Genomic DNA, 11,177 nt, shown 5'->3' with positions numbered 1-11,177 from the left:
GCGGCGGCGGCGGTGCTGTTTTGTGTGGGGTTGCTCCGCGGGGGGGGGGGCGGGGGGGGGCGCCCCGGGGGGGGGGGGGGGGGGCGCCCGCGCCCCCCCCCCCCCCCCGCGGGGTGCGCGCCTCATACGACGCGCGCGCACCGCCTGATGGCGTCGAGCAGTTCGGCCTGGCGCAGCAGGACCGGTTCCGGTCGGGCCCCGACGCGGATGTCCGTGACGAAGGCGGCGACGGAGCGGAGCACCTGGTCGTCCGGGGCGAGAGCGATCTCCTCGACCCCGGTGGGGCGTTCGAGGCGGATCGTGGGCGGGTGCGCGGCGGGCGGGGTGAAGGCCCGGTCGACGGTGAGGCGGCCCCGGCTGCCGGTGATCTCGTAGGCGCTGCGGTAGCCGTGGTCGAGTCCGAACGACAGCTGCGCGGTGACCCCGTCGGGGGTGCGCAGCAGTGCCGTGCCGGCCGTGTCGACGGCCCGGCCGGGCACGCCGCCGACCAGGACGGCGCCCTCGGTGGTCAGCCGGTCCCCGAGGAAGTGCAGGGCCGCCCGGACCGGGTAGACGCCGGTGTCCCACAGGGCGCCGCCACCGAGGGCGGCGTCGTAGCGGATGTCGGTGTCCGGGAGCCGGGGGATGGTGAACTCGGCCTGGAACGAGCGGGGTTCGCCGATCGCGCCGCCGTTGACGAGGGACCGGACGGCGGCGTGCTGGGAGTGGTGGACGAACATCACGTTCTCCCGCAGCACCAGTGCGGCGGACCCGGCCAGGTCCAGCAACCGACGGGTGGTCGCGAGGTCGGTGGTGAGCGGCTTCTCCGCGAGGACGTGCTTGCCCGCGCGCAGCGCCGCCTCCACCCACTCGGCGTGCAGGGCCGCCGGGAGCGGGACGTACACGGCGTCGATGTCCGGGCGCGCCAGCAGCGCCCCGTATCCGGTGACGGCCTCGCAGCCCGCCTCCGCGGCCGTTTCGCGGGCCCGGGCCGCGTCGCGGGCCGCGACCGCGACGAGTTCGATGCCGGACGCCGCCCGCAGGGCGGGCAGCATCCGGCGGCGTGCGATGTCGGCGCAGCCGATCACGCCGATGCGGACGGGATCCATCAGAGCGTTACCGCCCCCGAGGTCAGGCAGGAGAGCAGGGTGCGCGCCTGCACGTTGACGTAGTGGTTGTGCCGCAGCAGCCCGGCGAGCTGCCCGGGGGTGACCCACAGGTAGCCCGGCGGGGCCTGGAGCGGGGCCTGGTCCTCGTCGACGTCGAGGAAGAGGTAGCGGCTCTCCGCGTTCAGGAACCGGCCGCCCTCCTCGGAGTGCAGGGCCTCGTAGCGGATCCGCCCGGGGTCGGCGCCGAGGACCAGGTCGAGGAACGGCGGGCGCTCCTCGCGCGGCAGGTGCGCGTAGTTCTCCGGGGTGTACTGGACCGTCGGACCGAGTTCCACGGTGTCGGCGAACCCGCCCTCGACGCGGGCGTGGACCAGTACGTGGGGCACGCCGGCGATCCGCCGGGTCAGGAAGGCGGTGACGCCCACGCCCGTCGGTTCGAACAGCGGCTGCGTCCAGCCCGAGACCTCGCGGCTGCCGGCCTGGACGCCGACCGCGACGACGCCGAAGTAGCGTCCCTCCTCGTGGTCGATGGAGTCCTCGCCGTGCTTCCAGCCGCGGACGTCCGCGAGCGGTATCCGCCGGGCGCTGACGTCGTGGCGGGTGCGTTCGGTGGTGAACCAGGACCGCAGCGCGGTGTCCGAGTGCAGGGCGAGGGCTCCGGTGTCCGGGAGGGGCGCGCAGGCCAGCACGGTGCGCGCGTCCATGTTGACCACGTTGTCCAGGCGCAGCAGCTCGCCGATCTCGCCGAGGGTCAGCCAGCGGAAGTCGTCGTGCTCGGGGACGTCGCCGACCGCCTCGACGAGCATGTTGCGGTTGCTCTTGCGGTAGAACCAGGAGCCGTGTTCGGACTGGAGGACGTCGGCGAGGACCCGGCCGCGGCCGGGTTGCGTGAAGTACTCGATGTAGCGGACGTCGGCGCCCTTGTGGGCCTTGGTGTAGTTGCTGCGGGTGGCCTGCACGGTCGGCGACAGCTGGAGCAGGTTGCGGTTGCCGGGCTCCATCTTGGCCTGCATCAGGAAGTGCGGGACTCCGTCGAACTCCTTGACCAGGATGCCGAGGATGCCGACCTCGGGCTGGCGGATGATCGGCTGGTGCCACGTGCGCTCGTGGCCGTCGGAGCCGGCGGTGACGCGCAGGCCCTCGACGGTGAAGAACTTCCCGCTGCGGTGGCCGAGGTTGCCGGTGTCCGGGTCGAAGGACCAGCCGTCCAGGTCCGCGAAGGCGATCCGGTCCACCCGGAAGCGGTGCGCCCGGCGGCGCTCCTCCAGCCAGGTGTGGACGTCCGCGGTGTGCGGCACCGCGCCGCGGGCCGTGTCCGCCGAGCGGGCCAGCCGCAGCGGCAGCTCCTCGTCCACGCGGGAGACCAGGGCCGGGGCGACGGTGGCCGGCGTGGTGGGGCCGCTCACGCGTGGCCCCCCACGAACTCCTTGACGGAGGCGATGACGTAGTCGAGCATCTCGTCCGTCAGCGCCGGGTACACGCCGATCCAGAACGTCTGGTCGGTGATGATGTCGCTGTTGGTGAGGTCGCCGACGACGCGGTGCGGCTGACCGATGTAGGCCGGGTGGCGGGTCAGGTTGCCCGCGAACAGGCGCCGCGTGCCGATCTTGCGGTCCTCCAGGAAGTCGACCAGGGCGGCCCGGCTGTAGGGCGCCTCGGGGTCCACGGTGATCGCGAACCCGAACCAGCTCGGGTCGCTGCGCGGGGTGGCCTCGGGGAGGATCAGGTGCGGTACGCCGTCGAGGCCGTCCCGCAGTCGGCGCCAGTTGCGGCGGCGGGCGTCGCAGAAGTCGTCGAGCTTGTCGAGCTGGGTCAGGCCGAGGGCCGCCTGGATGTCGGTGGCCTTCAGGTTGTAGCCGACGTGGGAGAAGATGTACTTGTGGTCGTAGCCCTCGGGGAGGGTGCCCATCTGGTACTTGAAGCGCTTGAGGCACTTGTTGGTCTCGCCCGGCTCGCACCAGCAGTCCCGGCCCCAGTCGCGCAGCGATTCGATGATCCGCGCCAGCGCCAGGTTCGAGGTCAGGACGCAGCCGCCCTCGCCCATGGTCAGGTGGTGGGCCGGGTAGAAGCTCACCGTCGTGATGTCGCCGAAGGTGCCGGTCAGCTGCCCGTCGTAGGTGGAGCCGACGGCGTCGCAGTTGTCCTCGATCAGGTACAGGTCGTGGTCCTGCGCCAGTTGCGCGATCTCGGCGACCTCGAAGGGGTTGCCGAGCGCGTGCGCGATCATGATGGCGCGGGTCTTGGGGCCGATGGCCTGCGCGACCCGCTCGGCGGTGGTGTTGTAGGTGCCGAGTTCCACGTCGATGAAGACGGGGACGAGCCCGTTCTGGATGATCGGGTTCACGGTGGTCGGGAAGCCCGCGGCGACGGTGATGACCTCGTCGCCCCGCTTGAGGGCGCGGTCCTCCAGCAGGTGCGAGGTGAAGGCCGTCATGGCCAGCAGGTTCGCGGAGGAACCGGAGTTGGCCAGGTGCGCCTTGCGGTGCCCCATCTTCCGGGCGAAGCGCGACTCGAAGCGGCGGGAGCTGGGCCCGGCCGCGATCCGCATCTCCAGGGCCGCCTCGACCAGGGCCGCCCGATCGCGCTCGTCCAGCACCGCGCCGGCGGGCCAGATCTCGGTGGTGCCGGGGACGAAGGGCCGCTGGTCCTGCGCGTCCTGATGGAACTTGGCGGTCTCGTCGAGGATGAGTCCCTTGTGGACGTTCATGACGTGGTTCCTTCCCGGCCCTGTCGGCCGAAGTCGTCGCTCTGGTGTTTCACGGCCTTCCACCAGCCGGGGTTGTCGCGGTACCACGCGACGGTGTCGGCCAGTCCCTGCTCGAAGGAGACCCGCGGCGCGTACCCCAGCTCCTCGCGGATCTTCGTCTCGTCCAGCGCGTAGCGCAGGTCGTGTCCCTTGCGGTCGGCGACCCGGCGCACCGCGGAGGCGTCCGTGCCGCACAGCGCGAGGAGGCGTTCGGTGATGTGCAGGTTGGTCTGCTCGTTGCCGCCGCCGATGTTGTAGACCTCCCCGGCGCGGCCCTGGTCCAGGACGAGGGCGATGGCCCGGCAGTGGTCGTCGACGTGCAGCCACTCGCGGATGTTGCGGCCGTCGCCGTACAGCGGGACCTGGAGGCCTTCGAGCAGGTTGGTGACGAACAGCGGGATCAGCTTCTCGGGGTGCTGGTACGGCCCGTAGTTGTTCGAGCAGCGGGTGATCGACACGTCGAGGCCGTGCGTCTTCCAGTACGAGCGCGCGATCAGGTCGGAGGAGGCCTTGGACGCGGCGTACGGGGAGTTGGGCAGCAGCGGCCACTCCTCCGTCCAGGCGCCCTCGGCTATGGAGCCGTAGACCTCGTCGGTGGAGACGTGCACGACGCGCCGCACACCGGTGGCCAGCGCCGCGTCGAGCAGGGTCTGCGTACCACCGACGTTGGTGCGGACGAACTCGGCCGCGGAGTGCACGGAGCGGTCGACGTGCGACTCGGCCGCGAAGTGGACGATCGCGTCGTGGCCGGGCAGCAGTTCGCGCAGCAGTGCCTCGTCGCAGATGTCGCCGCGGACGAAGTCCAGCCGGGGGTGCGCCGCCGGGAGGTTGTCCCGGTTGCCGGCGTAGGTGAGCTTGTCGAGGACGGTGATCCGGGTGTCGCCGTGCCCCTCGTACCCACCGGCGAGCAGGGTCCGGACGAAGTGCGAGCCGATGAACCCGGCCCCGCCGGTGACCAGGAGCCTCACTGCGCCACCTCGAAACGCGTCCGTCCGAGGGCCTTGATGACGAGGTGTGCCATGTTCGTTTCTCCTTGTGGGAAAGGGGGGAGGGGGCGGCGCCGTCAGGCGGATCGCGCCTCGTTCGAGTGGTCGCGCCAGGTGCGCGGGCCGAGGAAGCCGCGGACCCGCTCGGGCCGGCGCCAGCCGGCCAGGGTGGGCCCGCTGCCCGTCGTACCGCCGTACTGGCCGTCGTGGGCCGCCGCCCGGGCGAGGACGACGGCGGTCAGCGCCGCCAGTTCCTCGGCGTCGGGCCGTCCCTTCACCACGCGGATCATGTGTTCCGGCTGCTGGTCGTCCACGAACCGCTCCTTCTGGTGGGTCGGACCGGCCGCGCTCACTGCGGCGGGTTCCCGTGCTTGCGCGCGGGCAGGTCGGCGTGCTTGGCGCGCAGCATGGCCAGAGAACGGATCAGTACCGACCGGGTGTCGCGCGGGTCGATGACGTCGTCGATGAGGCCGCGCTCCGCCGCGTAGTACGGGTGCATCAGCTGGTCCTTGTACTCCGCGATGCGCTGCGCGCGGGCGGCGTCGGGGTCGTCCGCGGCGGCGATCTCGCGGCGGAAGACCACGTTGGCGGCGCCCTCGGCGCCCATCACGGCGATCTCGTTGGTGGGCCAGGCCAGCGCCAGGTCGGCGCCGATGGAACGGGAGTCCATGACGATGTACGCGCCGCCGTACGCCTTGCGCAGGACCAGGGAGATCCGCGGGACGGTGGCGTTGCAGTAGGCGTACAGCAGCTTGGCGCCGCGCCGGATGATGCCGTTGTGCTCCTGGTCGACGCCGGGCAGGAAGCCGGGCACGTCCACGAGGGTGACGAGCGGGATGTTGAAGGCGTCGCAGAACTGGACGAACCGCGCCCCCTTCTCGGAGGCCTCGATGTCGAGGACGCCGGCCATCGCGGCGGGGTTGTTGGCGACGACGCCGACGACGTGCCCGTCGAGCCGGGCCAGCGAGCAGACGAGGTTCGGCGCCCAGGCCGGGTGCACCTCGAAGTGGTCGCCGTCGTCGACGACCTCCTCGATGACCTTGCGGATGTCGTACGCCTGCCCCGACTGGACGGGAACCAGGTCGAGCAGGGCGTCGTTCGGCCGGTCGGCCGGGTCGCCGGAGTGTTCGACGGGTGCCAGCTCGCGGTTGTTGGAGGGCAGCAGCGCCAGGAGGTAGCGGACCTCGGCGATGCAGGTCTCCTCGTCGTCGTACGCGAAGTGCGCGACGCCCGAGGTGGCGGCGTGGACGTCGGCTCCGCCGAGGCCGTTCTGGGTGATCTCCTCACCGGTCACGGCCTTGACCACGTCCGGGCCGGTGATGAACATCTGCGAGGTCTCGCGGACCATGAACACGAAGTCCGTGAGGGCCGGCGAGTAGGCGGCGCCGCCCGCGCAGGGCCCGAGCATCACGCTGATCTGCGGGATGACGCCCGAGGCCCGGGTGTTGCGCCGGAAGATGCCGCCGTACCCGGCCAGCGCCGAGACGCCCTCCTGGATGCGGGCGCCGGCGCCGTCGTTCAACGAGACCAGCGGGGCACCGGCCTTCTCGGCCATGTCCATGATCTTGTGGATCTTCTCGGCGTGGGCCTCGCCCAGCGCGCCGCCGAAGATACGGAAGTCGTGGGCGTAGACGAAGACCGTGCGGCCGTCGACCGTGCCCCAACCGGTGACGACACCGTCGCTGTACGGCCTCTTCGCCTCCAGCCCGAAACCGGTCGCCCGGTGCCGGCGCAATGGCTCCACCGCGGTGAAGGAGCCCTTGTCCAGGAGGAGCGTGATGCGCTCGTGGGCCGTCAGCTTGCCCTTGGCGTGCTGGCGCTCGGTCGCGCTCTCGTCCCCGCTCCGTGCGGACTCCTTGATCCCGTTGAGCTCGTCGATCCGGGACCGGATCGTGTCGTCCGTTCTGGACATGGTTCTCCCACCCTCTCTGTGGGTCGACGGTCAGACGGTGGTGGCGGTGAGCGCGCCCACGGCCCGGGCGAGCCGGTCCGCGGTGTGCGTCGTGTGGACGTGGGCGCCCGGCAGGATGCGGCGCACCAGGGCGCTCAACACCTGGCCGGGGCCCACCTCCACGAACCGGTCCGTGCCCGAGGCGGCGAGCGTCTCGACGGCCCCGGTCCAGCGGACCGGGCTGGTGAGTTGGGTGCGCAGGGCGACGACGGCCTCCGCGGCGGTCGTCACCCATCCGCCGGTGACGCCGGAGACCAGCGGGACGGCCGGGTCGCGGAACTCGGTGGCGATCAGCGTCTCGGTGAACTCGGCCTCGGCCTCGCCCAGCAGGCTGGAGTGGAACGGGCCGCCGGTGCGCAGCCGCGCCACCCGGGCGCCGGCCGCGCCCGCCGCCGCGGCGACGTGCGCGACCGCTTCGGCCTGCCCGGAGACGACCGTCTGGCGCGGCTCGTTCTCCCCGGCCACCTCGACGACCTCGCCGGTGGCGGCCCGGGCCTCGGCGCACATGCGGACCAGGTCAGTGCGGCGCAGGCCGATCACCGCGGCGGTGGCGCTGCCGATCCGGTCCCCGACGGTCGCGACGAGTTCGCCGCGCAGTCGGACCAGCCACAGTGCCTCGGTCCACTCCAGGACGCCCGCCGCCACCAGCGCCGCGTACTCCCCCAGGCTGTGTCCGGCGACCGCGTCCGGTGCCAGGCCCTCGCCGCGCAGCACTTCCAGTACGGCCAGGCTCGTCAGGAAGACGGCCGGCTGGGCCACCGCCGGGTCCTCCAGGTCCTTGGCGGACCCCTCCCAGCAGAGCCGGGCCAGCGGGATGCCGAGGAGGTCGTCGGCGGTGCGGTAGTAGGTGTCGGCGAGGTCCGGCCGCAGGGCGAGCAGTTCCCTGCCCATGCCGGCGCATTCGGAGCCCTGGCCCGGGAAGACGAAGGCGGTGCGGGTCATCCGGTCACGTCCTTTTCTACGGTCGACTGGCGGGGGACGTACGGCCTTGCTCCGACGCGGTGGCGCCGCAGGCGGTGTGCCCGACGGACAGCCAGGCGTCGGGCACCCACCGGACGTCGACCACCTTCGGGCTCGGTCCGGCCACCGCGACGGCGGCGGCATGGGTGGCGTCGGCGGGAACGCCGGCCATGGTCCAGCCGGCCGGGTGACGCTCGTGGTCGGTGCCGAGGTAGTCCTGGGCGGGGGATCGGCTCAACCCTGTCCCGAGCCCCTTGAGGAACGCTTCCTTGCGCGTCCAGATCTGGCCGAAGAGCTGCCGACGGTCCTCGCCCGCCTCGGTCTCGGCGATCTCCTTCTGCTCGTCGGGGTGCAGGGCGCGGGAGCAGATGTCCACGGTCTCGGCGCCGGGGAGCTTCTCGACGTCGACACCGATGGGCACGGTGGCGACGCCGACCATGGCGACTCCCCCGCTGTGCGAGAGCGAGTAGTGCAGCGGTGGCGGAGGCGGTGACAGGGCGGGCCGGCCGTGGGCCTCGCCGCAGCCGGGGCAGGGCTCGCGCATGAACCGCACGTCTTGGGGGGCGGTGGCGGTGTAGCGCCCGAGGAGCCGGCGCACGGCGATGTGGGCGGCGGCGTAGAGCAGGCCGTCCGCCTTGCGCATGAACGACTCGGTGCGCGCGCGTTCCTGGTCGTCGAGTTCGTCCATGGCCAGGGCTTCGGCGTCGGCGCCGATGGGTCGGCGGACGAGCCACAGGTCGACGCGGTCGGCGGACAGGGTGAACTCGGGCGGTGCGAGGTCCTGGTGGTTCACCACCGGGCGGCCGGAGGGCAGGAGCGTCGTCATCGTCATGCCGGCACCGGTGCCCCGTGCAGGTGTGCGTCCGGGCCGATCTGGCCCGCGAGGCAGTCGATGAGTTCCTGGGCGCTGTTGGCGAGCAGCAGGCGCTGGAGGTTCACGTCGACGCCGAGCGTCGCCTCCATCCGGTACTGGAGTTCGATCCCCGAGATCGAGCCGATGCCGAGGCAGCCCATGGGACGGCCGGTGGTGTCGACGAGGTGGGGTTCGATGCCGAGGATGCGACCGAGTTCCTCGCGTACGTACTGCTCCAGGATCCGGGTGCGTTCGCGCAGTCCGGCCGTGGTCAGTACCGCCATGTCGGGCCGGGTCATGTGGACGAGGCCGGTGTCCGTCTCGTATGTCTGTGACATGTGAAGTGTGTTCATGATGCTTTCCGGTTCGGGGCGGAAGGGGAGGTGTCGTCCCCGTCCGCCCGTGGTCGGGGCCGAGGGGGCGGGGGTGCCGGCGGTCAGGCCTGGTACGGGTCCTTCAGCCGGGCCTCGCGCAGGGCGGTGCCCCACCAGGCCAGCTGGTCGAGGAGCACCTTGGCGGCGTTCGCCGGACCCTGCGGGTCCGTGGGCAGACCGTCCTCGCCGAACCGCTCCCACGCGGAGTGGAAGCTGATCGCGTCGCGAACGGTGACGGCGTGCAACTCGGCGAAGATCGGGCGCAGTTGCTCCACCGCGCGCAAGCCGCCGGCCAGGCCGCCGTAGGAGAGGAAACCGACCGGCTTGGCGCGCCACTGGGTGTAGTGCCAGTCGATGAGGTGTTTGAGGGAGGCCGGGAAGCTGTGGTTGTACTCCGGCGTCACGACCACGAAGGCGTCGGCCTGTTCGAGGCGCGGCGAGACGGTCGCGAGCGCCGCGACGGCCTCCGGGGAAGGGGTGCTCGACAGGGCGGCGGGCAGCTCGTGCTCCGCCAGGTCGATCACGTCGACGTCGAGGTCCGCGCGGCGGCGGGCCTCGTCGGCGAACCAGCCGGCGGGAACGGGTCCGAAGCGGCCTTCGCGCACGCTGCTGACGATGATGGCGAGGCGCAGGGGGTCTCGGGACATGGGGGTGTTTCCTTTCGTTGGCGGCTCCGTGCGGGGAGCGGGTCGGGGGGCAGGGCCGGGCGGCCGAGCCCACCGAGGGCGACGCAGGCGCCCGCGGCTCCGACGGCGGTGACCAGCCCGAGCGCGGAGCCCGGTCCGGCCGTGTACAGCGCGGCGGCGAGCGCGACCGTGAGGACGGCGCCCAACTGCACGCAGGTCTGGTAAAGGCTTCCGGCCGCGCCCTGCAACGGCGCCGGTACGCGGCCGGTCGCCTGGAGGTGCAGGGCGGTGAAGGCCAGGACGAACGCGGCGCCGACGAAGGTCATCGCCGGCAGCAGGTCGGCGTAACCGGTGGCGGCGTCCACCGTCCGCGGCTGGAGGGCGTAGCCGACGGGGGCGGCCGCCGCGCCCGCGGCGACGGCCCGCGCCGGGCCCAGCCGGCCGACCATCCGGCCGGAGTGCAGGGCGGTCAGGGCGAGCGGGAGGCCGGCGGGCAGCAGGGCGAGCGCCGTCCGCCAGGGGGTCCAGCCCGCGCCGTGCAGCTGGAGGGTGACGATCAGCAGGAACGCCACGTACGAGCCGTTCAGCGCGGCGGCTCCGACCGCTGACCTCAACAGCGGTGCGTGACGCAGGAGTTCAACGGGTACGAGCGGCCGCGTCGCCCGGCGCTCGGCCCGCAGCAGGAACGCGCCGAGCAGCAAGGCCACGGCGAACGCCGCGGCGGCCGCCGGCCGGTCACGCCCGGGACCGGCCAGGTGCGCGAGCCCGTACCCGAGGAGCAGGACCGCGCCGGTCAGAGCCAGCCCGCCCGCCACCGCGAACCGGGCGGGGGTGCCCGGCCGCGCCGTCGGACCGTCCCGGGGCGTGCCGTGCGGGATCAGCCGCAGGCCGGCGGCGAGCAGCAGCAGGGCGACGGGCGCCGGAAAGGCTGTCGTCCAGCGCCAGCCGGCCTCCGTGAGGAGTCCCGACAGCAGCAGCCCCGCGCAGAACCCGGCGGCGCCGAAGAAGGAGTAGACCGACAACGCCCGGCGCCGGGCGGCGCCTTCGGGCACGGCCGCCACGATGATGGCGAGGCCGGTGGGGGCGGTCAGTGCGACGCAGCATCCCTTCACCACGCGGGTCGCCGTCAGCAGGGCGGCGCTGTCCGTGAACGCGCCCGCGAGGGAGGCGACGGCGAAGACGAGCAGGGCGACGAGGTACACCGGGCGGCGGCCGAGCCGTTCGACGAGCCGGCCGCCCACCGGCAGGAGCCCGGCGAAGCCGGCCGCGAATCCGGTGACGAGCCACTGCGCGCCGGTCGCGGAGAGGCCGAGCTCGGCGCCGACGGACGGCAACGCCACCAGGGTCGCGGACACCTCCAGGGCGTCGACCAGCATGTTCGCGGCCAGTACGGACACCAGCGCCCACCGGGCGCGGGGCCGCCCGCCGCCGGGCGCGATTGTCGTCGAGGACTCCATGTACGCGTTTCGCTCGGAGGGACGGAGAAGTGAGGAGGGACGAGAGGTGCCGCAGGGACGAGAAGTGAGGGGTGGGGCGGGTCGCCGGGGAGGGGTCCCCGGCGCCGCCACCCCGCACACAGGGGCGGGGCGTCCC

The 11,177-nt window shown here is 72.9% G+C and carries 11 protein-coding genes; all 11 read right to left on the bottom strand.

All coding sequences use genetic code 11. The annotated features are described in order from the left end of the window. Positions 1-122: 122 nt before the first annotated feature. A complete protein-coding gene (locus AB0D46_RS37810; protein ID WP_362884544.1) occupies positions 123-1,088 on the bottom strand; it encodes a Gfo/Idh/MocA family oxidoreductase in 966 nt (321 codons plus the stop codon). Next, the gene (locus tag AB0D46_RS37805) at positions 1,088-2,419 is read right to left on the bottom strand and encodes an NDP-hexose 2,3-dehydratase family protein (protein WP_362884548.1); all 1,332 of its coding nucleotides are present in this window, start codon (positions 2,417-2,419) and stop codon (positions 1,088-1,090) included. Before AB0D46_RS37805 ends, AB0D46_RS37810 begins: the two co-directional genes overlap by 1 nt. Positions 2,420-2,490: 71 nt before the next feature. Beyond that, positions 2,491-3,795, bottom strand: a complete 1,305-nt coding sequence (gene rfbH, locus AB0D46_RS37800; protein ID WP_362884542.1) for a lipopolysaccharide biosynthesis protein RfbH — start codon at positions 3,793-3,795, stop codon at positions 2,491-2,493. Continuing rightward, on the bottom strand, positions 3,792-4,802 hold the full coding sequence (gene rfbB / locus AB0D46_RS37795) for a dTDP-glucose 4,6-dehydratase (RefSeq protein WP_362884540.1): 1,011 nt from the start codon (positions 4,800-4,802) through the stop codon (positions 3,792-3,794). Before rfbB ends, rfbH begins: the two co-directional genes overlap by 4 nt. Positions 4,803-4,897: 95 nt before the next feature. After that, positions 4,898-5,134, bottom strand: coding sequence for an acyl-CoA carboxylase subunit epsilon (locus AB0D46_RS37790; RefSeq protein WP_362884538.1), 237 nt, complete (start codon positions 5,132-5,134; stop codon positions 4,898-4,900). A gap of 35 nt (positions 5,135-5,169) precedes the next feature. Beyond that, a complete protein-coding gene (locus AB0D46_RS37785) occupies positions 5,170-6,732 on the bottom strand; it encodes an acyl-CoA carboxylase subunit beta (protein WP_362884536.1) in 1,563 nt (520 codons plus the stop codon). 30 nt (positions 6,733-6,762) lie between these two features. Further along, positions 6,763-7,713: an ACP S-malonyltransferase gene (locus tag AB0D46_RS37780; RefSeq protein ID WP_362884534.1), complete on the bottom strand. Its 951-nt coding sequence runs from the start codon at positions 7,711-7,713 to the stop codon at positions 6,763-6,765. Between the two features lie 16 nt (positions 7,714-7,729). Continuing rightward, a complete protein-coding gene (locus AB0D46_RS37775; RefSeq protein ID WP_362884533.1) occupies positions 7,730-8,563 on the bottom strand; it encodes a 4'-phosphopantetheinyl transferase superfamily protein in 834 nt (277 codons plus the stop codon). Next, positions 8,560-8,922, bottom strand: coding sequence for an acyl carrier protein (locus AB0D46_RS37770; protein WP_362884531.1), 363 nt, complete (start codon positions 8,920-8,922; stop codon positions 8,560-8,562). The genes AB0D46_RS37775 and AB0D46_RS37770 overlap by 4 nt, the downstream gene beginning before the upstream one ends. Positions 8,923-9,020: 98 nt before the next feature. Further along, positions 9,021-9,563, bottom strand: a complete 543-nt coding sequence (locus AB0D46_RS37765) for an NAD(P)H-dependent oxidoreductase (RefSeq protein WP_362884546.1) — start codon at positions 9,561-9,563, stop codon at positions 9,021-9,023. After that, on the bottom strand, positions 9,479-11,041 hold the full coding sequence (locus tag AB0D46_RS37760; RefSeq protein ID WP_362884530.1) for an MFS transporter: 1,563 nt from the start codon (positions 11,039-11,041) through the stop codon (positions 9,479-9,481). The genes AB0D46_RS37765 and AB0D46_RS37760 overlap by 85 nt, the downstream gene beginning before the upstream one ends. Positions 11,042-11,177: the final 136 nt, after the last annotated feature.

This window comes from Streptomyces sp. NPDC048383 (assembly GCF_040651775.1).
Lineage (GTDB): Bacteria > Actinomycetota > Actinomycetes > Streptomycetales > Streptomycetaceae > Streptomyces.
This window is presented reverse-complemented; position numbering and strand designations above follow the sequence as displayed.

What these genes read in the sequence shown, in the direction of transcription:
- AB0D46_RS37810 (WP_362884544.1), bottom strand. Translation starts at nt 1,088, where the DNA reads ATGGATCCCGTCCGCATCGGCGTGATCGGCTGCGCCGACATCGCACGC.
- AB0D46_RS37785 (WP_362884536.1), bottom strand. Translation starts at nt 6,732, where the DNA reads ATGTCCAGAACGGACGACACGATCCGGTCCCGGATCGACGAGCTCAAC.
- rfbH (WP_362884542.1), bottom strand. Translation starts at nt 3,795, where the DNA reads ATGAACGTCCACAAGGGACTCATCCTCGACGAGACCGCCAAGTTCCAT.
- AB0D46_RS37770 (WP_362884531.1), bottom strand. Translation starts at nt 8,922, where the DNA reads ATGTCACAGACATACGAGACGGACACCGGCCTCGTCCACATGACCCGG.
- AB0D46_RS37760 (WP_362884530.1), bottom strand. Translation starts at nt 11,041, where the DNA reads ATGGAGTCCTCGACGACAATCGCGCCCGGCGGCGGGCGGCCCCGCGCC.
- AB0D46_RS37780 (WP_362884534.1), bottom strand. Translation starts at nt 7,713, where the DNA reads ATGACCCGCACCGCCTTCGTCTTCCCGGGCCAGGGCTCCGAATGCGCC.
- AB0D46_RS37775 (WP_362884533.1), bottom strand. Translation starts at nt 8,563, where the DNA reads ATGACGATGACGACGCTCCTGCCCTCCGGCCGCCCGGTGGTGAACCAC.